A 22,809-nucleotide genomic window follows, 5' to 3' on the forward strand; every position below is an offset into this window, starting at 1 on the left:
GTGTCAGACCTTGCGTGTACTCTTCACTTCGATGAGCTTGACACCGAAACGGGTGTCGTCGTTTTCGAGAACCGTGATCTCGCCGCGGCCGATCACCCGGCCGTTGACCATGACCTCGACCGGCTCGCCGATGCGGCGGTCGAGCGCGATGGTGGCGCCCTCGCTGAGGTTCATAAGGCTGGAGACCTGCATCTGCGAGGATCCCAGAACGATCTGCAGATCGATCGGGATGTCCATGATGAGGTCCATGTTGGATTCCATGGCGCTGCCCGGGCGCGGCGCTTCGCCGGGCTCGGCGGAGAAGTCGTTGCCGGCGCCGAAGTCGCCGCCGCCGAAATCCGAGCCGCCGAAGCTGGTGTCGCCGCCGAAGTCGGAGGTGGCGGCCGCGCCGCCGAAATCCGTTCCGCCGAAGTCCGAACCGCCGAAATCGCCGCCGAACGCGGCAAGCGGGTCGTTTTCGGCCGCTTCCGTTCCGCCGGCGTCGAGCGTGCCGCTGGCATCCTTCTGAAGAACGCCGCGCAGGTCGTCGATCGCCTGCTCCAGTTCCTGGTCGCCCGCGTTGATGGAAGACATGATGTCGTCAGCGATGGGTGTTTTCTTCGGTGCCATAAGACCACTATTCCATTCGAAACTTGCCTGAGGCTCGCCGCCTCGTACGCGTCATGCGTAAACTATCCGATGATGTGCTGGAGAAGCTCTTCTTCCGAACCGTAGGTGTCCTTGACGCGGACCGTGTAGCGGGCGCCGGACCGGCCGAATTCGCAGACATAGAGCTTGCGCCCGTTGGCGTTGACCTCCACGCGCACGTCCGCGGCCTCGTTGAACGGGATGATGTCGCCGGCCTGGAGGCGGCTGACGGTGTCGAGCGTCTGGGATTCGAGACGGATGCGCGCTTCCAGCGTCACCTTCGAGCGGCGGACCTGCTCGCCGAGCTGTTCGCTCCATTCCGCGCGGGTCTTCGGCGCGTTCGCCGGCTTCGGCGCCGTGATGGCCGATTTGAGGAGCACCCCTTGCGGAATGACGACGTGGAAGGTCGAGAGCACCGGCCCGATGCCGACGGCCATGTTGATCATGGCGGCGAACGGATCCTCGATGCCATCCTCGGGGGGCTTGCGCGTTTCGGCGTTGTGCGCCGGGCCGAGCAGCGGCTCGAAGCCGTTTCCGCCGCCCACCGCCGTCGTCAGCACGCTCGAGACGCGGTCGAACATCATGGCGGCGACGTCGAGCTCGATCTTGGAGAGCGGGCGCGGCTCGGGGTCCTCGATGGAATCGCTGACCGCGCCCAGCATGTTCTCGACGAGCGTGATGACCATCGGGCTGTCGCAGATGAGCGTGAAGTGATCGCACCAGTCGCGCAGCGACGCATCGCAGAAGGCCATGGCGCCGCCGAGGCCCTCGGTCAGTTCGCCGTGGCGGCCCGTGGTGAAGCCGGCATAGGAAACCGCGACCTCGAAGCCGAGCTCGCTTTCCAGCATGTCGGGCAGGAATTCGGAGAAGACCTCGCCGAGGCTGGCGCAGAGCCTTGATATGGTCGCCTGGTCGCCGAGCTTGCCGGTGAGGCGGGCGAGGATCTCGGGGTCCATGGCGGGAAGGGAGGTCACGCTTGCTGCATTCATCTCTTAGGCCGCCTTCGAATCGCCGCCGCCGCCCGGATTCATCATCTCCTGCTCCACCGCGTCGATCGACGGGCGTTCGTAGGAGGAGATGGTCTTGCGGCCGTATTCCAGCGCCACCTGCGGCACCGAGCCGTTCATGTAGGCCAGCAGCGTCTGCTTGACGATGACGTAGAGGCGGTTCTGCTTCTCGCGGACGATCTTGATGTTGCTGGTGATCGGCGCGACCACCGAATAGGACAGGAAGATGCCGAGCATGGTGCCGACGAGTGCCGAACCGATGAGGCCGCCGAGCACTTCCGGCGAATCGTTGATATGGCTCATGGCCTTGATGACGCCGAGGACGGCCGCGATGATGCCGATGGCCGGGAAGGCGTCGCCCATCGTCGTCATCGACTGGTAGACCTTCATCTTGTCGCGCGTGATCGTCTGGATCTCCTCGTCCATCAGCGCCTCGATCTCGTGGGAGCGGGCATTGCCGATGATGATGAGGCGGACATAGTCGCAGATGAAGGCGGTGAGGTCCTTGTTGGCCAGAACGGTCGGGGCGGACTGGAAGATCGGGGACTCGTCCGGATTGTCGATATGCGCCTCGATCTCGTTGCGCGACTTGGTGCGCAGGTCCCGCATCAGGCTGTAGAGCACGCCGAGCGTATCGAGATAGTCGCGCTCCTTCGGCACCTTATGCTTGAAGGCCTCGCCGAGCGCCTTGCCGGTGTCCTTGATCACCTTCATCGTGTTCGCCACGATATAGCCGCCGACCCCGGCGCCGCCGATGATCATGAGTTCGAATGGCTGGACCAGCAGGCTGACATGCCCGCCCATGGCCATGAAGCCGCCCAAGACGCAGCCGATGGTGACGATGAGGCCGATAATGATGTTCATGAGCGCAGGTGTCCCGACACAATTCTGACCCTTCCGGAGATACGGTTCCAGCCTTGCGTGAAGCTGTACCTAACGGCGGGTTTATCGATCAGGTTCGCACAAGCAAAAGCCTTGAAGATCATGGTTCAAAACGGGCCTTCGCGCCCATTCGATCCTGATCGGCGGACCATCGTGACGACCACCTATACGAGCTACAAGCTGATTACCTCCGACCTGCAGACGTCGCTGAAGCGCGTCTCGGAGCAGCCCGACGTCAAGCGCGAGACGGAATATTACCTCGCCAACATCGGCAATGTGAAATCGATCGACGACTTCTTCGCCGACAGCCGGCTTTATAACTATGTGATGAAGGCGCACGGGCTGGAGGACATGGCCTATGCCAAGGCCTTCATGCGCAAGGTGCTGACCGAGGGTGTCGACGACAAGGACGCCTTCGCCAACCAGCTCACCGACACGCGCTACAAGGAGCTGGCCGAATCGCTGAACTTCGCCCGCGACGGCGCGGCGGCCACCTCCTTCGACAAGGCCCAGAAGGGTATCGTCGACAAATACACCCGCCAGACGCTGGAAGTCAGCGCCGGCGAGGACAATACCGGCGTCCGCCTCGCGCTTTATTTCGAGCGCATGGCTTCCTCCATCACCTCGGGCTATTCCATCATCGCCGACGATGCGCTGGCGCAGGTCGTGCGCACTGCCTTCCAGCTTCCCGACGAGTTCGCGGCGACCGACATCGACCGGCAGGCGGCCTATTACGAGGACGTCCTGAACCTCGACGACTTCAAGGACCCCGCCAAGGTCGGCAAGTTCCTCGAGCGCTTCACCGCGATGTGGGAACTCGACAATCCCGAGGGCGGCACCGATCCGCTGGCGGCCTTCCAGTCTTCCAGCCTCACCGGCATTTCGACGGACCTCCTCATTTCCATCAACAACCTGAAACTTGGAGGCCGCTGAGATGCAGACCGGGCTTTACGTATCGCTTTCGTCCCAGCTTGCGCTCGAGCGCCGCATGGCCACGCTCGCCGACAACGTCGCCAACTCCACGACGGTCGGCTTCCGCGCCACCGAGGTCAAGTTCAACCAGGTCGTCAGCGACCAGAAGACGGCCGACGTCGCCTTCGTCTCCGAGGGCAAGGAATTCCTGTCGGGCCGCAGCGGCGGCATCACCGAGACGGGCGGCCCGCTCGACTTCGCGATCAAGGGCGATGCCTGGTTCCAGGTCGAAACGCCCTCCGGCCCGACGCTCACCCGCGACGGCCGCTTCACGCTGACGGACGCCGGCGAACTGGTGACGCTGAACGGCTATCCCGTTCTCGATGCCGGCGGCGGGCCGATCCAGATCGACGCGACGGCAGGCCCCATCACCCTCAGCGCCGACGGGCAGCTCAACCAAGCCGGCCGGCCGGTGACCTCGCTCGGCATCTTCCAGGCCGACCTTTCCGGCGGCTTCGTGCGCGCCGGCAACAGCGGCATCATCACGACCATCCCGCCCGAACCCATCGTCGACCGCGTCGATGCCGGCGTGGTGCAGGGCTATGTGGAGGAATCCAACGTCAACGCCATCGGCGAGATGACGCAGCTCATCCAGGTCACGCGCGCTTTCGAGAGCGTCGCCTCCCTCATCCGCGACAGTGAGGATTCCATGAAGGACGCCATGAACACCCTCGGCGGCAGCCGGTAAGCGCCGATGACGCGGGCAGAACGCACGACGGCCGGCACGGCGCGCAATCCCGAAGGCGGGCGCATGCTCAATGCGCTGGCCGGGCTGGTGCGGCGCTATTCCTCGCCGGAATTCTCGGTCGCCCACGGCGGCCACGTCCAGACCATCGCGGCGGGCAACTACACGGTGAGCGGCCTGTCGCGCCATGTGCGGCTCGGCGAGTTCGTCGCGCACAAGAGCGCCACGGGCATCCATCTCGGCGAGGTCGTCCGCGTCGAGCCGGATTCGGTCGTCGTCTGCCCCATCGAGCCGGGCGAGCCGATCGGCATCCACGACACGGTCATCCGCAAGGGCGCCTTCCGCGTCGCGCCGGCCGCCTCCTGGTGCGGCCGCACGATCAACGCGCTCGGCGAGCCCATCGACGGGCTCGGCCCGCTCGTGCAGGGGGACGTGCGCCGCTCCATCTCCAATTCCGCCCCGCCGTCCATGACGCGCCGGCGCGTGGAGACCGGCTTCAACACCGGCGTCCGCGCCATCGACCTCTTCGCCCCGCTGTGCCTCGGCCAGCGCCTCGGCATCTTCGCCGGCTCCGGCGTCGGCAAGTCGACGCTGCTGTCGATGCTGGCAAGGGCGGATGCCTTCGACAAGGTGGTGATCGCGCTGGTCGGCGAACGCGGCCGTGAAGTGCGCGAGTTCATCGAGGACACGCTCGGCGACAACCTCGCCAAGTCCGTCGCGGTCGTGGCGACCAGCGACGAGAGCCCGATGCTGCGCAAGATGGCGCCGCTGACGGCGGTGACCATCGCCGAGCATTACCGCGACCAGGGCGACAACGTCCTTCTGATCATCGACAGCGTGACGCGCTTTGCCCACGCCATCCGCGAGGTGGCGACGGCCTCCGGCGAGCCGCCGATCGCGCGCGGCTATCCCGCCTCCGTCTTCACCGAGCTGCCGCGCCTTCTCGAGCGCGCCGGCCCGGGTGCGGAAGGCACCGGCACGATCACGGCGATCATCTCGATCCTCGTCGACGGCGACAACCACAACGACCCGATCGCCGACTCCACGCGCGGCATCCTCGACGGCCATATCGTCATGGAGCGCTCGCTGGCCGAGGAGGGACGCTATCCACCGATCAACCCGCTCGCCTCGATCTCGCGTCTTGCCCGCAAGGCCTGGACGCCGGACCAGGAAAAGCTGGTGGCGCGGCTGAAGGCGCTCATCCACCGCTTCGAGGAAACGCGGGACCTGCGGCTCATCGGCGGCTATCGCCCCGGCGGCGATCCCGACCTCGACATGGCGATCAAGCAGGTGCCGATCATCTACGAGGTCCTCAAGCAGACGCCGGGCGAGCCCCCGGCAGGCGACGCCTTCTCGGATCTCGCCATGGCGCTGAAGAATGCGGCCGGGCAGGGCGCCGCACCGGCAAACCGGAGGGGTTGACAGTGACGGATTTCGACGCGGACGAGAAGATCCAGCCGATCAGGCGGACGGAGCGCACGCGCTACAGCACCAGCGACAAGGTCACCGTGGGCGCCGGCGTGCTGCTCGCCGCGGGCGCGGCCTTCTTCCCCTGGTATGTCTTCCTCAATCCGGGCAAGTTCTCCGTGCCCGCGCTCTGGCAGGGCAGGACCCGCGACCTGCCGGAGACGGCGCCGCGCGAGGTGATGAGCGTTTCGCCGATGGCGATGATCGACAACGACAAGGACCCGCCGCTCGAAAGCGTCGATCCCGTCGCGACCGCCACCACGCCCGGCCTCGGCAAGGAATCGAAGCTCGGCGCCCCGCTGGAAACCGGCCTCGACCAGCCGCTGCCGGTCAGCGACGGCTTCCGCCTGATGCATGTGGCGAACGGACGGGCGCTGATCGAGGATGCCCGCGGCATGTATATCGTGCGCGTCGGCTCCATCCTGCCCGACAACAGCCGCCTTGCGACGCTCGAGCAGCGCGACGGCGCCTGGGTCATCGTCACCTCGAACGGCGACGTCATCAAGCGCAACTGACGGCGGGCGGGGATCCCCCCCCCCCCGCGCCGATTCTGCCGCCCGCCATGTGCGAACTGGCGGGCCTTTGCGCGCCGCGCACAGGGGCGCACACTTTATTCCCCCGCAAATTCAGCGTGTTGCCGGGAAACGGCCGGACAGCAAGTCTGACGCAAGATTGGCTCCGTAGGTTCGCCATGAACAAGGATGGAGCTTGTCATGCAACCGATACAACTGTTTGAACTGGCATCGAAGCAGGCCGAATGGCTCTCAGTCCGCCAGAGCGTGGTTGCAGGCAACATCGCCAACGCCAATACCCCCGGGTTCAAGGCGAAGGACGTGACCCCCTTCCAGTCGGTGCTCGAAACCACGGGCATCCGCATGGCGGCGACGCAGCCCGGCCACTTCACCGAAACCGAAATGGCAAGCCGCGTCATCGAGACCAAGCCCACCGAGGAGATCGGCGTGCAGGAGTCCGGCAATACTGTCGGCCTTGCCGAGGAGCTCATGAAGGAAGGCCAGGTCAAGCGTGAGTTCGAGTTGAATGCCGGCCTCGTAAAGGCCTTTCATCGCATGATGCTGATGACAGTCAGAAGGTAAAAAATGGATCCGCTTGTAGCTTCAATGAAAGTCGCGGCCTCGGGACTTGAGGCGCAGTCCACCCGCATTCGCATCGTTTCGGAAAACCTGGCGAATGCCCGCTCCACCGGCGACACGCCCGGCGCGGACCCCTTCCGCCGCAAGACCGTGACCTTCTCGGCCGAGCTCGACCGCGCCACCAACGCTTCGCTCGTCGAAGTGTCCAAGCTCGGCGTCGACGAGACCGACTTCCAGACGGAATACGATCCGGGCAACCCCGCCGCGGACGAGAAGGGCTTCGTGAAGGTCCCTAACGTCAACATGCTGGTCGAGATGGCCGACATGCGCGAGGCCAACCGCTCCTATGAAGCAAACTTGCAGAGCATCAAGCAGTCGCGCGACCTCATCAGCGCGACCATCGACCTTCTGAGGGCCTCGCAATGATCGAGAGTGTAAAGGGCCTCAACGGCCTTCTTCCGAGCAGCGCTCTTTCGGGCGTCGAAACCGGCGTATCCAATTCCGTCACCGCCGCTGCCGCGCAGGGCGCGCCCCAGACGAGCTTCGCCCAGGTGATGACCGACATGGCCAGCGAGATGGTCGGCACGCTGAAGGCGGGCGAGACCAAATCCTTCGAAGCCATCCAGGGCAAGGCGTCGACCCGCGAAGTCGTCGATGCCGTCATGAATGCCGAGCAGACGCTGCAGACCGCCATCGCCATCCGCGACAAGGTCGTCACCGCCTATCTCGAAATCGCCAGAATGCAGATCTGAGGACCGGACATGAAAGCCCTTGCCATTGCCGCGACCGGCATGAACGCCCAGCAGACCAACCTTGAAGTCATCGCGAACAACATCGCGAACATCAACACCACCGGCTTCAAGCGCGCCCGCGCGGAGTTCTCCGACCTTCTCTACCAGACGGAGCGGGCCGCCGGCGTTCCCAACCGCGCCAACCAGGCTGTCGTGCCGGAAGGCGCGATCATCGGCCTCGGCGTCAAGACCGCGGCCGTGCGCAACCTGCATCTCCAGGGCGGGCTCGTCTCCACCGGCAACTCCTTCGACCTCGCGCTGATCGGTCGCGGCTGGTTCCAGATCGAGGCGGCGGACGGCTCCACGCTCTATACCCGCGCCGGCGCCTTCAACACCAATGCCGAAGGCCAGCTCGTCACCCTCGACGGCTATACCGTCGTGCCCGGCATCACCGTGCCGGAGGACGCGACGGAAGTGACCGTCAGCAAGTCGGGCCAGGTCTTCGCCACCGTGGCGGGCGAGCAGCAGGAACTCGGCCAGATCACGCTTGCCAACTTCGTCAACGAGGCAGGCCTCGAGCCGCTCGGCGAGAACCTCTACCGCGAGACGGCGGCCTCGGGTCCCGCCAATGTCGGCGCGCCGGACGAGGCGGGCTTCGCCTATATCCAGCAGAACTATCTCGAAGCCTCCAACGTCGACCCGGTCAAGGAAATCACCGACCTGATCTCGGCTCAGCGCGCCTACGAGATGAACTCCAAGATCATCCAGGCGGCCGACGAAATGGCGGCGGTGGTCAGCAAGAACCTGAGATAGCAACCGGACACGCGGGGAACATGATGTTTCGCCTGACAGCAGCTCTTCGTACGGGAAGAATCCTTCCGGCCCTGCGGCGCGCGGCCTTTGTCGCGCCCGCCGCGCTCGTCGGTCTTTGCGTGGCCGGGGCGGCGCTTGCCGACGCGCACACCGCCGTCGTGCCGAAGCGCATCATCTATCCCGGCGAGGAGCTGGATGCCGGCCAGCTCGAAGAGGTCGAGGTGACCAACCCGAACATCGTCAAGGGCTATGCCGAGACCATCGCCGACGTCAGCGGCCTCGTGACCAAGCGCACGCTGCTGCCCGGCCGCGTCATCCTCACTTCGGCGCTGCGCGAGCCCTTCGCCGTTTCCCGCGGCACCACCGTCCAGCTCGTCTTCGACAACGGCTCGCTCGTCCTGCGCGCCGCCGGAACGCCGCTGGCCGATGCCGCGGTCGGCGATCTCATCAAGGTCCGCAACAAGGATTCGGGCGTGATCGTCTCCGGCACGGTCATGGACGACGGAACCGTGCATGTGGTGGTGAAATGATTCAATCCTTCTTCCGCCGCGCCCTTGCCGCCATCGCCTGCCTCATGCTGGCAGCAGGTCCGGCGCTTCCCGCCGCCCGCATCAAGGATGTCGCCTCGCTCCAGTCGGGCCGCGACAACCAGCTCATCGGCTACGGCCTCGTCGTCGGCCTCCAGGGCACCGGCGACAGCATGCGCTCCTCGCCCTTCACCGAACAGTCCATGCGCGCGATGCTGCAGAACCTCGGCATCTCGATGGTCGGCACGCAGACCCGCGCCAAGAACATCGCGGCCGTGCTCGTCACGGCCAACCTGCCGCCCTTCGCAAGCCCCGGCAGCCGCATCGACGTGACGGTCGGCTCGCTTGGCGACGCCACCTCGCTGCGCGGCGGCACACTCGTCATGACCTCGCTTTCCGGCGCCGACGGCCAGATCTACGCCGTCGCGCAGGGCTCCATCGTCGTCACCGGCGTCAGCGCCAACGGCGATGCGGCGACCGTCCAGCAGGGCGTGACGACCGCCGGTCGCGTGCCGAACGGCGCGATCATCGAGCGCGAGTTGCCCTCGCGCTTCAAGGACGCCGCCGATCTCGTGCTGCAGCTCCGCAACCCCGACTTCTCGACCTCGGTCGGCATGGCCGACGCAATCAACCGCTATGCGGCCGCGCAATACGGCGCGCCGATCGCCGAATCGCGCGATTCGCAGTCCGTCTATGTCGCAAAGCCGAAGATGGCGGACCTTTCCCGCCTGATGGCCGATATCGAGAACCTCGTGATCGAGACGGACGCGCCCGCGCGCGTTGTCGTCAACGAGCGCACCGGCACCATCGTCATCGGCCAGGACGTGCGCATCTCGCCGGTCGCCGTCAGCTACGGCTCGCTCACCGTGCAGGTCAACGAAATGCCCGAAGTGGTGCAGCCCGAACCCTTCTCCAAGGGTGTGACGGCCGTCCAGCCGCGCACGGATATCCTCGTCCAGCAGGACGGCGGCAACGTCGCCATGCTCGACGGGTCCAGCCTGCGCTCGCTCGTCTCGGGTCTCAACAGCATCGGCGTCAAGCCGGATGGCATCATCTCCATCCTGCAAAGCATCAAGACGGCCGGCGCTCTCCAGGCGGAACTGGTGCTGCAATGAACAAAGGCATGACGCTTCCCGCCCTCGCACGCAAGCTGGCGCTTCCTCTTGCCGGTTTCGTGATGCTCGCCATCCCCGGCGCCTTCGCCGAGGAACGGCCGGTCATCACGACCACCAAGGCGAGCGCCGACGAGATCCGCGAGTTCTGCACCAATATCGCGGACGCCGCGCGCGACCAGCGCTACCTGCTCCAGAAGCAGGAACTGGAGAACCTGCAGAAGGACGTCGACGAACGCATCAAGACGCTCGAGGCCCGGCGCGCCGAATACGAGGACTGGCTGAAGCGCCGCAACGATTTCCTGAAGTCGGCGGAAGCCGGCCTCGTCGAGATCTACAAGAAGATGAAGCCGGATGCCGCCGCCGCCCAGCTTGCGGCGCTCGATCCGGAAATCGCATCGGCCATCGTCATGAAGCTGGCGCCGCGCCAGTCGAGCACGATCCTCGGGGAAATGCCCGCCGACAAGGCCGCCGTGCTCACCCGCATCATTGCCTCGGCGAGCGATCCGAACACGTCAAAGGACCCGTCATGAAGAAGACCGCCTCCGCACTTGCCGTCGCGCTGGCCTTGTCGGGCTGCACCAGCCAGGCCGTGAACGAGATCGGCAAGGCGCCGTCGATGAGCCCCATTGGCAGCGGGCTGAACTATGCCGAGACGCCGCAGATGGCAATGTATCCCAAGCAGCCGCGCACGGCCGTCTCGGGCTATTCCATCTGGCGCGACCAGCAGTCGGCGCTCTTCAAGGATTCGCGCGCCTTCAAGATCGGCGACATCCTGACCGTCAACATCCGCGTCAACGACAAGGCGAGCTTCGACAACAAGACCGACCGCTCGCGTACCAACAAGAGCGGCATGAACATCGGCTTCGGCGGTTCCGGCAACAATTTCGACGTCGATACCAAGGCCGACCTTTCCTTCGGCTCCTCGACCAGCACCAAGGGCGATGGCACGACGGAGCGCTCGGAGAAGCTGAACCTGCTCGTCGCCGCCGTCGTCACCGGCGTCATCGAGAACGGCAACCTCTTGATCAGCGGCTCGCAGGAAGTGCGCGTGAACCACGAGCTGCGCATCCTCAACGTCGCCGGCATCGTGCGCCCGCAGGATGTCGACGCCAACAACCAGATTTCCTACGAGAAGATCGCCGAAGCGCGCATCTCCTACGGCGGCCGCGGCCGCCTGACCGAGGTGCAGCAGCCGCCATGGGGCCAGCAGGCCGTCGATCTGTTCTCGCCGCTCTGACGCAACACGGGAAGAAGCCTATGGCGGACGAAGAACAGGCCACGGAAAAGAAGAAGCCCTCGCTGGTCGTCACCATCGCGGCGGTCGCGGTGCTGACGCTGCTTGCCGCCGGCGGCGGCTGGTTCGTCGGCAACATGCTCGCCCCGCCGCCGGCCGAAAAGCCGGCCGCGGAAGTGGCAAAGGCAGAAGGCGGCAAGGAAGGCAAGGAAGGCGAGGGCGCGGAGATCCCGCATATCTCCACCCAGGAGAACGGCATCGTCCTGCTCGACCCCATCACCAGCAATCTCGCCTATCCTTCCGACAACCGGGTCCGCCTCGAAGTGGCCCTCATGTTCAAGGGGGCGCCGGACGTCAAGCTGGCGGAGGAAATCCACCAGGACATCATGGCCTACATGCGCACGGTCTCGCTCCAGCAGGTGCAGGGACCGCGCGGTTTCCAATATCTCAGGGAGGACCTGCAGGAGCGGGTTGACCTCAGGTCCGAAGGGCGCGTAACCAACGTCATGTTCCGCACCTTCGTGATCGAATGATTCGAGTCCTTCTGACCTTTCTCGCCATGATGGCGATGACCGGCATGGCCTACGCCCAGCAGCAATTGCAGTTGCCGGGCGACCTCCTCAATGCGCCGGTCAACGGCTCGGTCGCTTCCTGGATCATCCGCACCTTCGGGCTCCTGACCGTCCTTTCGGTGGCGCCCGGCATCCTGATCATGGTGACGAGCTTCCCGCGCTTCGTCATCGCCTTCTCGATCCTGAGATCCGGCATGGGGCTTTCCACCACGCCGTCGAACATGATCCTCGTCTCGCTCGCCCTGTTCATGACCTTCTACGTCATGGCGCCGACCTTCGACCGCGCCTGGCAGAACGGCGTCGAGCCGCTCATCGCCAACCAGATCGACGAGACGGAGGCGGCCAAGAGGATCGCCGAGCCCTTCCGCGCCTTCATGGTGGCCAATACCCGCGACAAGGACATCGATCTCTTCATCTCGCTCGCCGAGGAGCGCGGGCAGAAGGTCGTCGAGGGCAATGTCGCGGACCTGCGCGTCGTCATCCCCGCCTTCATGATCTCGGAGATCCGCCGCGGCTTCGAGATCGGCTTCCTCGTCGTGCTGCCCTTCCTCGTCATCGACCTGATCGTCGCCACCATCACCATGGCCATGGGCATGATGATGCTGCCGCCGACCTCGATCTCGCTGCCCTTCAAGGTCCTGTTCTTCGTGCTCATCGACGGCTGGAACCTCCTCGTCGGCAGTCTCGTGCGCTCGTTCAACTGACCGGCGTTAACCAATCCGATTAAGGTTTCGTTCACTACACGCCGGGGATGGCTCGCTCCCTCCGGTGCCGGTTAAGCTGTTGGCAAGAAATGGCTGCGAATTTTGCCTCAGATGACGGGTTTGGTATCCCTCCGGAACGCCGGAGGAGCCGAGTTGGCATGAGGCCGAACCGTCATGACCGGTAAGTAATCCAACCCGGTATGTCCCCCTCAGTATTTCGTTCAAAGGGACAAGCAATGACCAGCATTCTCACCAACACCAACGCAATGGCAGCGCTTTCCACGCTGCGGTCCATCTCCAGCAGCATGGAAGATACCCAGAACCGGATTTCTTCGGGTCTGCGCGTCGGTTCGGCTTCCGACAACGCCGCCTACTGGTCGATTGCGACCACGATGCGCTCCGACAACGCTGCCCTTTCGGCCGTTCAGGACGCCCTCGGCCTCGGCGCCGCCAAGGTTGATACCGCCTATGCCGGTATGGACTCGGCCATCGAAGTCGTGAAGGAGATCAAGAACAAGCTCGTCGCCGCAACCGAAGACGGCGTCGACAAGGACAAGATCCAGGAAGAAATCACCCAGCTCCAGGACCAGCTCGGAAGCATCGCCGAAGCCGCATCGTTCTCGGGCGAGAACTGGCTCCAGACGAACCTGACGGCAGCCGGCGGTTCTGAAACCAAGAGCGTTGTCGGTTCCTTCGTCCGTGACGCCTCCGGCAACGTGTCGGTCAAGAAGGTCGACTACGCGCTTACCGGCACGACGGTTCTCTTCGACACCGGCGGCGACACCGGTATCCTCGACAAGACGTCCTCGATCGAAGATGCCAGCATCACGCTGAACATCAACACGGGCGGCGTCGTCAGCCCCGTCACGGTCAAGTCCTACTCGATCGACGACATCATCACGGCCGGCGCAGGCACGTCCACCTTCGATGGCAACTATGCCACCGACGGCGCGAAGAACTACGTCAAGGTCTCGAGCGAGGTCTGGGTCGAAGCCGTCGACCAGAGCACCGTTCCCACGCAGGAAGTCGCCTTCGACGACGGCGCCACGGCCTGGGCGGTCGACACGACCAAGGCACCCGCCGCCACGACGAACGCTTCGGTCTCCAACCTGACGATCGATTCGAACACCACGGCAACGCAGCTCGGCAAGCTCATCAGCCTGGTCGACGATGCCCTCGGCTCGATGACCAGCGCCGCTGCATCGCTCGGCTCGATCTCCTCGCGCATCGACCTGCAGGAAGAGTTCGTCTCCAAGCTGACCGATTCGATCGACAAGGGCGTCGGCCGTCTCGTCGATGCCGACATGAACGAAGAATCGACCCGCCTCAAGGCCCTGCAGACCCAGCAGCAGCTCGCCATCCAGGCTCTGTCGATCGCCAACTCCGACTCGCAGAGCGTGCTGTCGCTGTTCCGCTAATCGATGCGCATGGAGGTTGGCTGAGCCTCCATCGCCTCTCGAACGCCGCGCCCGGAAACGGGCGCGGCATTCGTGCTTTGTGATGCATATCGTTAATTCAAATTTAGAGTTCGTTAACCATGCCACGATTATATGGGCACAACGAAACGGCGAGTTAACACTCTTTAAGAAGCTCGTTAGCAGGCATGACGCTGCTCGTCGTTCCCGGCGCCACCCGGAATGTCCCTCTCCCGTCAGCCAACTATGGGGCACTTATTATGACAAGCATCCTGACGAACGTCGCAGCCATGGCTGCTCTCCAGACACTCCGGTCCATCGATTCCAGCATGGAAGATACGCAGGCTCGCGTTTCGTCCGGCCTTCGCGTCGGCGAAGCCTCCGACAACGCCGCCTACTGGTCGATCGCGACCACGATGCGTTCGGATAACATGGCCCTCTCCGCCGTTCAGGACGCCCTCGGCCTCGGCGCCGCCAAGGTCGACACCGCCTATGCCGGCATGGACTCGGCCATCGAGGTCGTGAAGGAGATCAAGGCCAAGCTCGTTGCCGCAACCGAAGACGGCGTCGACAAGGACAAGATCCAGGAAGAAATCAGCCAGCTTCAGGACCAGCTTGCCAGCATCTCCGACGCGGCTTCGTTCTCCGGCGAGAACTGGTTGCAGACGGACCTGTCCAGCGGCACCGTCACGAAGAGCGTCGTCGGTTCCTTCGTCCGTGACGACGCCGGCAACGTCTCGGTCAAGAAGGTCGACTACGACCTGAGCAGCGCCACGGTGCTCTTCGACACCGTCGGCAACGCCGGCATCCTCGACACGCAGGTCGGTATCGAGGACGACAGCTTCACGCTGAACATCAACACGGGCGGCGTCGTCAGCGCCGCCACCGTCAAGGCCTACTCGATCGACGACGTCATCGCCGACACGGGTTCCGTCTTCACCGGCAACTCGGCCACGGGCGGCTCGAAGAGCTACGTCAAGGTTTCGGACGACGTCTGGGTCGAAGCCGTCGACCAGAGCTCGGTTCCCACGCAGGAAGTCGCCTTCGACGACGGCTCCACGATGTGGGCAGTCGACACGACGGCCACGCCCGGCACCACGCTCACGGCTTCGGTCTCGGACCTGACGATCGACAACTCGACGACGGGCGGCCAGCTCGACAAGCTCATCAGCATGGTCGACGATGCCCTTTCCTCAATGACCAGCGCCGCCGCCGACCTCGGCTCGATCGGCATGCGCATCGACCTGCAGGAAGACTTCGTCAATGCCCTGACCGACTCGATCGACTCCGGTATCGGCCGCCTCGTCGATGCGGACATGAACGAGGAATCGACCCGCCTCAAGGCCCTGCAGACCCAGCAGCAGCTCGCTGTCCAGTCGCTGTCGATCGCCAACTCCGCTTCGGAAAGCATCCTCACCCTCTTCCGTTAAGAGGCAGAAAAGCCAGGTCGGCGGCCCTGACGGCCGCTGCACCTTCCCGAATGCGAACCGCGCCGGAGCCCCGGCGCGGTTTTTCTTTTCCATCCTGCTTTTTCCGCTCACCCCTTCGGCATTCATTAACCATCTTGCGGTTAGATGGTCTTATAGAAACGGCAGGTTAACCTTGAAAATTAATAGGTTAGCAAGCATGACGCTGCCTGTCGTTCCCGGTGGTGACCGGAATGTCCCTTCTCAAATCAGCCATTCAAGGGGCACTTAGTAATGACGAGTATTCTGACCAACGTCGCAGCCATGGCTGCGCTCTCCACCCTCCGGTCCATCGAGACCGGCATGGAAGATACGCAGGCCCGCGTTTCGTCCGGCCTTCGCGTCGGCGAAGCCTCCGACAACGCCGCCTACTGGTCCATCGCGACCACGATGCGTTCCGACAACATGGCCCTTTCGGCCGTTCAGGACGCCCTCGGCCTCGGCGCCGCCAAGGTCGACACCGCCTATGCCGGCATGGACTCGGCCATTGAGGTCGTGAAGGAAATCAAGGCCAAGCTCGTTGCCGCAACCGAAGACGGCGTCGACAAGGACAAGATCCAGGAAGAAATCACGCAGCTCCAGGATCAGCTCACGAGCATTTCCGACGCGGCTTCGTTCTCCGGCGAGAACTGGCTGCAGACGGACCTGTCCAGCGGCACCGTCACGAAGAGCGTTGTCGGCTCCTTCGTCCGTGATGCTTCCGGCAACGTCTCGGTCAAGAAGGTCGACTACGACCTGAGCGCTTCCTCGGTGCTCTTCGACACCGTCGGCAACACCGGCATCCTCGATTCGCAGACCGCGATCGAAGACGACAGCGTCACGCTGAACATCAACACGGGCGGCGTCGTCAGCGCCGTCACCGTCAAGGCCTACTCGATCGACGACGTCATCGCCGACACGGGCTCCGTCTTCACCGGCGATTCGGCTACCGGCGGCGCGAAGAGCTACGTCAAGGTTTCGGACGACGTCTGGGTCGAAGCCGTCGACCAGAGCTCCGTTCCCACGCAGCAGGTCGCCTTCGACGACGGCTCCACGATGTGGGCAGTCGACACGACCGCCACGCCCGGCGCCACGCTCACGGCTTCGGTCTCCGACCTGACGATCGACAACTCGACGACGGGCGGCCAGCTCGACAAGCTCATCAGCATGGTCGACGACGCCCTGACGCTGATGACGAGCGCTGCCGCCGACCTCGGCTCGATCGGCATGCGCATCGACCTGCAGGAAGAGTTCGTCTCCAAGCTGACCGACTCGATCGACAAGGGCGTCGGCCGCCTCGTCGATGCGGACATGAACGAGGAATCGACCCGCCTCAAGGCCCTGCAGACCCAGCAGCAGCTCGCTGTCCAGTCGCTGTCGATCGCCAACTCCGCTTCGCAGAACATCCTGACGCTCTTCCGTTAATCGGAAGGCATCGTTTGAACCTGAAGGCCCCGGTTCTGCCGGGGCTTTCTTCGTTTCGCCGTGCCGCTCAAAGCGGCGGATGCAGGAAGGTCGGCATGGCCGCGTTTTCGGCCTTGCGGGCAAGGTAAAGCCGTGCGGTATCCAGCGCCTCGCGGATCGTCACGTCCATGTCGAGATAGCGGTAGGTGCCGAGACGCCCGACGAAGGTGACACCCGCCTCCCGCTCGGCGCGGGCGACATAGTCGGCAAGCTGCGCCTTCTCCTCGACGAGGCGGATGGGATAGTAGGGAATGTCGCCCGGCTCGCAGGCGCGCGAGAATTCGCGGTAGCAGACCGAGCCCCGATGCTCCTCCCAGGGCGAGAAATGCTTGTGCTCGGTGATCCGCGTATGGGGCACCGAGACGTCGCCGTAGTTCATCACCGCGCAGCCCTGGTAGTCGCCGTCATGGGTGAAGCGCTCGAAATCGAGCGTGCGGTAGCCGAGCCGGCCGAGCTCGTAGTCGAAATAGCCGTCGAGCGGGCCGGAATAGAAGACATGGCCGAAGCCGGCCTCCTCGCCGCGCCTGAAATTCCTCTCCAGCGTCACCGTCATGTTCGGATGGTCGAGGATGCGCTCGATCATCGCGGTATAGCCGTTTTCCGGCATGCCCTGGTATTTGTGGAAGAAGTAGTTGTCCTCGTAGTTGAAGCGCACCGGAAGGCGCTTCAGGATCGACGCCGGCAGCTCGGTCGGCGAGCAGCCCCATTGCTTCTGCGTATAGCCCTTGAAGAACGCCTCGTAGAGATCGCGCCCGACGAAGCGCAATGCCTGTTCCTCGAAGGTCTGCGGATCGGCGATGGTCTTGTCCGCCTGGTCCTCGATGAAGGCGCGGGCCTCGTCCGGCCGGAGGCACTTGCCGAAGAACTGGTTGATCGTGTGCAGGTTGATCGGCAGCGAGTAGACCTGACCGCAGCTCGTCGCCTTCACCCGGTTCTTGTAGGGCATGAAGGCCGAGAAGCCGTTCACGTAGCCCCAGACTTCCTCGTCGTCCGTATGGAAGATGTGGGGGCCGTAGACATGCACCATCACGCCCGTCGTCCCGTCGCGCTCGGTATGGCAATTGCCGCCGATGTGGCTGCGCGCGTCGATGATCTCGACCCGGTGGCCGGCCTCGGCGAGTTCGCGGCCGATGACGGCGCCGGAAAGCCCCGCGCCGACAATGAGAATGCGTTCGCCTGCCTTCATGGCCTTTTGTCCCGGTGGAGAGGTTGCAGTAAGAGGGCCCTGGCTCTGGCTAGCGCAACTGCCTTGTGTCGGGCTTGCAGGCAGATGAAGAGCGTGTTGGCAAAAATCATAGATTTTCAAATATATAGGCGCGGCTATCAGGCCTCGTTAATAAAAATTTAAGGATCAACAGTTAACTCTTTACTTATTGGGGGTAGCTTGCCGAAAATCGCACTCGCCGAAAGGTGGCTGGCACGCCCGGTTTCAATACGGGATTTTCCCGCCCTCAGCGCAGGATTTCGAAGCTGTTTCCGGCTTCGAATGCATGATGTCCTTCCAGCGCGAGGCTCGTCAGAGCCATGTATTTTCAATCCTTTTCGACGTGTGTCGTTGCATTGCCGACCAAGGCGGCACGCGGAAGAGAACGGACCGCCCCGGCGCGTTGCGTTCTCGAATCGAAAATGACGTCAATATTTGGAAGGTAGCTCATGACATCGACCATCCCGACGCTTTCCACCAGCCAGATCCGGACACTCTCGACGGCTGCGATCCAGGCTTGGACTGCGGAGGATGTGGCTGCCCTCAGCACCGCGCAGATCGGCGTGCTGAACGCGCGCCAGGTCGCTAGCATCGATGCAGGCTATGTCGGCTCGCTCACCACGCAGCAGATCCGCGCCGTGTCGGCGCGCTCCATCAGCGGCCTGACGGTCGACCAGTTGGCCTACCTGTCTTCGCAGCACATCCAGGCCCTTACGACGGCGCAGGTCGGCGCGTTCTATTCGCAGCAGATCGACGCCCTCGACGCCGACCAGATCGCCGCCTTCGACAGCACGCAGATCGCCGCCTTTACCGCGAAGGAAGTCCACGCCCTCACGTCCGACGACATCGCGACCTTCACGACCGGCGAGATCGCGGCGATCAATGCCAAGGCCTTGCCGAGCCTTACGACGGATGCCATTGCCGTGCTTTCGCCCGAGCAGGTCGCCGCGTTCACGACGGCGCAGGTCGCGGCGCTCTCGGTCGCGCAACTGGCCGCCTTCACCTCCGAGCAGGTGGAATCGCTGAGCACCGTCCAGCTGGGGGCGCTGACCATACGCCAGGCCGCCGGCCTCGACATGACGGCGCTGTCGACCGAACAGACCGCCGCCCTCTCGACCGCCTTTATCGCCGGGCTGAAGACGCAGCAGGTCGCCGCCCTGACTTCCGACCAGGCCGAGGCGCTGACGAGCAGCCAGGTCGCGGCGCTCTCGGCCACGGCCATCGTCGGGCTCGAGGCCGAGGACATCGAAACGTTCTCGACCGGCGAAATCGCCAGCATCAAGACGCAGGTGCTCGGGCGCCTCACCACCGACGCCATCGCCGCCCTGACCTCCGAGCAGGTCGGCGCCCTGACCACGGCGCAGGTCGCCGCGCTCTCCATCGCCCAGTTGGCCGCCCTGACCTCCGAACAGGTCGGTGCGCTGAATTCGGGGCAGGTGGGCGCGCTGACCGCCCGCCAGGCCGCCGGCCTCGACGTGACGGCGCTGTCGACCACGCAGACCGCCGCGTTGTCGACGGCCTTCATCAGCGGGTTGAAGAGCAATCAGGTCGCGGCGCTTTCCTCCGACCAGGCGGCGGCTCTTACGAGCGCCCAGATCGGCGCGCTCTCGGCCGTTGCGGTTGCCGGCCTGGAAGCCGAGGATGTCGAGACGTTCTCGACCGACGAGATCGCCGGAATCAAGACGCAGGTCTTCGCGCGGCTCGCCACCGATGCCGTTGCCGCACTCTCCACCGCACAGGTCCGTGCGCTGACGACCGCGCAGGTTGCGGCGCTCTCGACCGGCCAGCTGGCCGCGCTTTCCTCCGAGCAGGTCGGTGCGCTGACGACTGCGCAGGTCGGCGCGCTTGCCATACGCCAGGCCGCGGGCCTCGACGTGACGGCCCTTTCAACCGCCCAGACAGCGGCCCTGTCGACGACCTTCATCGCCGCGTTGAAGGGCGATCAGGTTGCCGCATTCTCCACCGAGCAGGCCTCCGCCCTCGGGACGGGGCAGGTCGCCGCGCTCTCGGCCGCCGGCGTTACGGGCCTTGCGGCCGCGGATATCGAGACGTTCACGGCCGACGAGGTTGCCCGGATCGCCACGCGGGCGATCGTCTGGCTTGCGACCGATGCCGTCGCGGCGCTTTCCACCGCGCAGGTCGCCGCCCTGACGTCCGATCAGATCGCGGTGCTCAAGCCCGCCCAGCTCGCCGTCCTCAACTCCGACCAGTTCGGTGCGCTGACGACGACGCAGATCGGCGCGCTGAATGCACGCCAGGCGTCGGGCCTCGATTTGAGCGCGCTGTCGACGGCCCAGACTGCGGCACTTTCCACGGCCTTCATCGCCGCGTTGAAGAGCGACCAGATCGCCGCCCTTTCGTCCGATCAGACGGCTGCCCTGACGAGCGGGCAGGTGGCGGCCCTTTCGGTCTCCGGCGTCTCCGGCCTCGAGGCCGAGGATATCCAGACGTTCACGACGAGCGAGATCGCGCAGATCGGTTCGCGGACGATTGCCCGCCTGTCCACCAGCGTCATTGCCGCATTGACGAGCAGCCAGATCGGGGCCCTGACGACGGGCCAGGTGGCGTCGCTGTCTTCCGAGCAGATCGCGGCCCTGTCTTCCGAGCAGATCGATATCCTGAACTCCGCGCAGATCGGCGCGCTGAGCAGCCGGCAGATCGCGGCGATGCTGCTGGAGGATATCCAGACCTTCAAGACGGACGAGATCGCGGCGATCGGCACCCGGGCCATCAGGGGGTTGACCACGCAGCAGGTCGCCGGCCTGAGCTCGGAACAGCTCGACAGCTTCACGACGGCGCAGGCGCAGGCGATGACCGTCGCGCAGGTGAACGCGGTGGTCGCCGCCTACGCCGAATTCGAGGGTCTTTGACGCGAAAGGGGCGGGCGCGGCCCGGCCGAAAACCCTATGCGAACCTTTCACGGGCGTCCGTCATCTCCGGCGGGCGCCCGTTAATCATTAATACTCGCCCCATGTAGTCTATCTGCGCGCCTGTGCTTGAGGTTTTCTGCCTATGCTGGCCTGCGGGCTTGATTCCGGACAATTCGGGACAGACGTTTGAGCCACCGTTAACCCAAAATTAAAGGCTGGAGGATAATCTCCGGTTGAACGCGAAATTCCCTCGCGAATCCAGGGCCTGAAGATGCATTCGGGCCCCTGCCGGCAAGCCGGCTCCAGGTGGGGGACGATTGCTTTCGAGGGCGTGGGGATCAGAGACATTCGTTGCTCTGGGTGCATGATGCCATTCCGCTGTGCTGGCTCGCGCGAGCCATGTTTCACCTAGCACAAACGCCGGCCAAGGGCGGTGCCGGGCCTGCCGATGCCGATAAGGGCATGCGCAGCGTCGGCGGCCTCGTATCATGCGCAAGGATTTCGACATCCTCGCCGTGAAACCTCCTGGATTACCGGACGTGCGACAGGTGATTGCGTCTGCCAACTTCAATCTTGGGGTAAATCCATGTCTCTCACTTCGTTTGTTTCCGGCCTGTCTGCAACGCAGGTCAAGGGCCTCTCCACCACGAACGTCGCGGCACTCGATACCGCTGCCGTCGGCGCGCTGAAGTCCGAAGCCGTTGCCGCACTTTCCTCCAGCCAGCTTGCGGTCATCGCCGACGATGAAATCGAATCGCTGAAGCTGAGCAGCCTGTCGACCGCCGCTCTTGCCGGCCTGACGCTCGGCCAGTTCCAGCAGATCAACACGTCTGCCACGGCCTCCCTCACCGATGCCCAGGTCTCCGGCCTTTCGACCGGCCTGGTCAGCCAGCTCGTAACGGCCGACCTCGACGCGCTCGATGCGTCCCAGGTCAAGGCCCTGACGTCCAAGCAGCTCGCCGCGCTCAACGCATCGCAGCTCAGCGCAACCTCCATCGTCAACCTCGACGCTGCACAGGTCGGCAAGCTGAGCGGCGCCCAGATCACGTCCCTCGACGATGCGGCCGCTGCCGCCCTTACCGCCACCCAGCTCGCCGGCATGAGCTCGGACGGCGTCGCCGGCCTTGAAGCCGCTGACATCACCGCCCTCTTCGCCGGTGCATCGTCGAAGATCGCCGCGCTCTCCACCAAGGCCCTCGCCGGCCTGGACGGCACCGATATCGCAGCACTCGACGCCGACGGCGGCGCCAAGCTGACGACGGACCAGATCAAGGCGCTCAGCTCCGCACAGGTTGCTGCGCTGACCAGCGACGAAGTCGGTAGCTGGACCTCCGATCAGGTTGCGGCCCTGGCCTCCAAGCAGATCCAGTCCCTGAGCATCGCCGCCCTCAGCTCGACGCAGCAGGGCTTCCTGACCGCGGGCCAGATCAGCGCTCTCAACTCGACGCAGATCGCCGCCATCGACGACGGCGCCCTGGACGCCTGGACGACCGCACAGCTCGGCGCCATCAGCTCCACCGGCGTTGCAGGCCTGTCCACCGACAACGTCGCCGCGCTCGACGCAACCCAGGTCAACGCCCTCAACTCGAAGGCCTTCGCCGCTCTCGACACGACCCAGATGGGCAAGCTCGACGCGGCTGTCTTCAGCGGCCTCAGCTCCGACCTCGTCAAGGTACTGTCGACCGACAAGATCGCCGGCCTGACGAGCGACCAGGTCACCGCCATGGGCACGGCGCAGGTTGGCGCCATGTCCTCGGCCCAGATCGCGGCTCTCGACAATGGTGACCTCGCCCTCTTCAGCGCGGGCGAATTCGCTGCCATCTCCGACGCCGCTCTCAAGGGCCTCGAGGAAGACGACCTGATGCACATGACCGATGCCCAGCTCGACGAGCTGACGTCGGCCCGCGAATCGCTCTTCTCGCAGGACCAGACCAACTGGATCATCGCCGCCTACACGGAAACGACCAACGCACAGTAATTGACG

23 protein-coding genes are annotated in these 22,809 nt (G+C 64.5%); 19 read left to right on the top strand and 4 right to left on the bottom strand.

Annotation, left to right across the window (positions count from 1 at the left end; genetic code table 11):
* Positions 1 to 3: 3 nt before the first annotated feature.
* The 3 genes from fliN to motA all read right to left on the bottom strand — a co-directional run bounded on the left by fliN (position 4) and on the right by motA (position 2,498).
* Positions 4 to 609 (bottom strand): flagellar motor switch protein FliN, encoded by a 606-nt coding sequence (gene fliN, locus ACZ5TO_RS01335; RefSeq protein ID WP_184145185.1) that lies wholly within the window; start codon positions 607 to 609, stop codon positions 4 to 6.
* A gap of 62 nt (positions 610 to 671) precedes the next feature.
* Positions 672 to 1,616, bottom strand: a complete 945-nt coding sequence (locus ACZ5TO_RS01340; RefSeq protein ID WP_184145184.1) for a FliM/FliN family flagellar motor switch protein — start codon at positions 1,614 to 1,616, stop codon at positions 672 to 674.
* A gap of 3 nt (positions 1,617 to 1,619) precedes the next feature.
* Complete coding sequence (motA, locus tag ACZ5TO_RS01345; protein WP_184145183.1) at positions 1,620 to 2,498, bottom strand: flagellar motor stator protein MotA; 879 nt, start codon at positions 2,496 to 2,498, stop codon at positions 1,620 to 1,622.
* Positions 2,499 to 2,669: 171 nt separating this feature from the next.
* Here motA and ACZ5TO_RS01350 point away from each other — a divergent pair, with 171 nt between their 5' ends.
* From ACZ5TO_RS01350 to ACZ5TO_RS01430, 17 genes are all read left to right on the top strand, one after another.
* Complete coding sequence (locus tag ACZ5TO_RS01350) at positions 2,670 to 3,449, top strand: DUF1217 domain-containing protein (protein ID WP_464799271.1); 780 nt, start codon at positions 2,670 to 2,672, stop codon at positions 3,447 to 3,449.
* Between the two features lies 1 nt (position 3,450).
* A complete protein-coding gene (gene flgF, locus ACZ5TO_RS01355) occupies positions 3,451 to 4,176 on the top strand; it encodes a flagellar basal-body rod protein FlgF (protein WP_184145181.1) in 726 nt (241 codons plus the stop codon).
* A 63-nt stretch (positions 4,177 to 4,239) separates the two neighbouring features.
* Complete coding sequence (gene fliI, locus ACZ5TO_RS01360) at positions 4,240 to 5,595, top strand: flagellar protein export ATPase FliI (protein WP_184145235.1); 1,356 nt, start codon at positions 4,240 to 4,242, stop codon at positions 5,593 to 5,595.
* Complete coding sequence (locus ACZ5TO_RS01365; protein ID WP_184145180.1) at positions 5,592 to 6,155, top strand: flagellar protein; 564 nt, start codon at positions 5,592 to 5,594, stop codon at positions 6,153 to 6,155. Before fliI ends, ACZ5TO_RS01365 begins: the two co-directional genes overlap by 4 nt.
* A gap of 198 nt (positions 6,156 to 6,353) precedes the next feature.
* On the top strand, positions 6,354 to 6,734 hold the full coding sequence (gene flgB, locus ACZ5TO_RS01370; RefSeq protein ID WP_184145234.1) for a flagellar basal body rod protein FlgB: 381 nt from the start codon (positions 6,354 to 6,356) through the stop codon (positions 6,732 to 6,734).
* Between the two features lie 3 nt (positions 6,735 to 6,737).
* Positions 6,738 to 7,157: a flagellar basal body rod protein FlgC gene (gene flgC / locus ACZ5TO_RS01375; RefSeq protein WP_184145179.1), complete on the top strand. Its 420-nt coding sequence runs from the start codon at positions 6,738 to 6,740 to the stop codon at positions 7,155 to 7,157.
* Positions 7,154 to 7,483, top strand: coding sequence for a flagellar hook-basal body complex protein FliE (locus ACZ5TO_RS01380; protein ID WP_184145178.1), 330 nt, complete (start codon positions 7,154 to 7,156; stop codon positions 7,481 to 7,483). The genes flgC and ACZ5TO_RS01380 overlap by 4 nt, the downstream gene beginning before the upstream one ends.
* Positions 7,484 to 7,492: 9 nt before the next feature.
* Positions 7,493 to 8,275: a flagellar basal-body rod protein FlgG gene (gene flgG / locus ACZ5TO_RS01385; protein WP_184145177.1), complete on the top strand. Its 783-nt coding sequence runs from the start codon at positions 7,493 to 7,495 to the stop codon at positions 8,273 to 8,275.
* Between the two features lie 20 nt (positions 8,276 to 8,295).
* Positions 8,296 to 8,805 carry a flagellar basal body P-ring formation chaperone FlgA gene (flgA, locus tag ACZ5TO_RS01390; RefSeq protein ID WP_464799272.1) on the top strand — a complete coding sequence of 170 codons (510 nt, stop codon included), beginning with the start codon at positions 8,296 to 8,298 and terminating at the stop codon, positions 8,803 to 8,805.
* Positions 8,806 to 8,849: 44 nt separating this feature from the next.
* Entirely contained in the window at positions 8,850 to 9,917 is a 1,068-nt protein-coding gene (locus ACZ5TO_RS01395; RefSeq protein ID WP_464800317.1) for a flagellar basal body P-ring protein FlgI, read from the top strand.
* Positions 9,914 to 10,447, top strand: coding sequence for a MotE family protein (locus ACZ5TO_RS01400; RefSeq protein WP_184145175.1), 534 nt, complete (start codon positions 9,914 to 9,916; stop codon positions 10,445 to 10,447). Before ACZ5TO_RS01395 ends, ACZ5TO_RS01400 begins: the two co-directional genes overlap by 4 nt.
* Positions 10,444 to 11,154 carry a flagellar basal body L-ring protein FlgH gene (gene flgH, locus ACZ5TO_RS01405; protein WP_464799273.1) on the top strand — a complete coding sequence of 237 codons (711 nt, stop codon included), beginning with the start codon at positions 10,444 to 10,446 and terminating at the stop codon, positions 11,152 to 11,154. The genes ACZ5TO_RS01400 and flgH overlap by 4 nt, the downstream gene beginning before the upstream one ends.
* Positions 11,155 to 11,174: 20 nt before the next feature.
* Entirely contained in the window at positions 11,175 to 11,684 is a 510-nt protein-coding gene (locus tag ACZ5TO_RS01410) for a flagellar basal body-associated FliL family protein (RefSeq protein ID WP_184145173.1), read from the top strand.
* Positions 11,681 to 12,427: a flagellar type III secretion system pore protein FliP gene (gene fliP, locus ACZ5TO_RS01415; RefSeq protein WP_184145172.1), complete on the top strand. Its 747-nt coding sequence runs from the start codon at positions 11,681 to 11,683 to the stop codon at positions 12,425 to 12,427. Before ACZ5TO_RS01410 ends, fliP begins: the two co-directional genes overlap by 4 nt.
* Positions 12,428 to 12,663: 236 nt before the next feature.
* Positions 12,664 to 13,845 (top strand): flagellin N-terminal helical domain-containing protein, encoded by a 1,182-nt coding sequence (locus ACZ5TO_RS01420; RefSeq protein ID WP_464799274.1) that lies wholly within the window; start codon positions 12,664 to 12,666, stop codon positions 13,843 to 13,845.
* Between the two features lie 257 nt (positions 13,846 to 14,102).
* Positions 14,103 to 15,272, top strand: coding sequence for a flagellin N-terminal helical domain-containing protein (locus ACZ5TO_RS01425; RefSeq protein WP_464799275.1), 1,170 nt, complete (start codon positions 14,103 to 14,105; stop codon positions 15,270 to 15,272).
* Positions 15,273 to 15,542: 270 nt separating this feature from the next.
* Positions 15,543 to 16,712 (top strand): flagellin N-terminal helical domain-containing protein, encoded by a 1,170-nt coding sequence (locus ACZ5TO_RS01430; RefSeq protein WP_464799276.1) that lies wholly within the window; start codon positions 15,543 to 15,545, stop codon positions 16,710 to 16,712.
* Between the two features lie 67 nt (positions 16,713 to 16,779).
* On the opposite strand, the gene glf is transcribed toward ACZ5TO_RS01430, so the two are convergent.
* Complete coding sequence (glf, locus tag ACZ5TO_RS01435; protein ID WP_464799277.1) at positions 16,780 to 17,937, bottom strand: UDP-galactopyranose mutase; 1,158 nt, start codon at positions 17,935 to 17,937, stop codon at positions 16,780 to 16,782.
* A gap of 467 nt (positions 17,938 to 18,404) precedes the next feature.
* On the opposite strand from glf, the gene ACZ5TO_RS01440 reads away from it, so the two are divergent.
* Entirely contained in the window at positions 18,405 to 20,825 is a 2,421-nt protein-coding gene (locus ACZ5TO_RS01440; protein WP_464799278.1) for a hypothetical protein, read from the top strand.
* Between the two features lie 586 nt (positions 20,826 to 21,411).
* Entirely contained in the window at positions 21,412 to 22,803 is a 1,392-nt protein-coding gene (locus ACZ5TO_RS01445) for a hypothetical protein (protein WP_184145166.1), read from the top strand.
* The last annotated feature ends 6 nt before the right edge of the window (positions 22,804 to 22,809 follow it).

It is taken from the genome of Shinella sp. Sh6 (assembly GCF_055392685.1).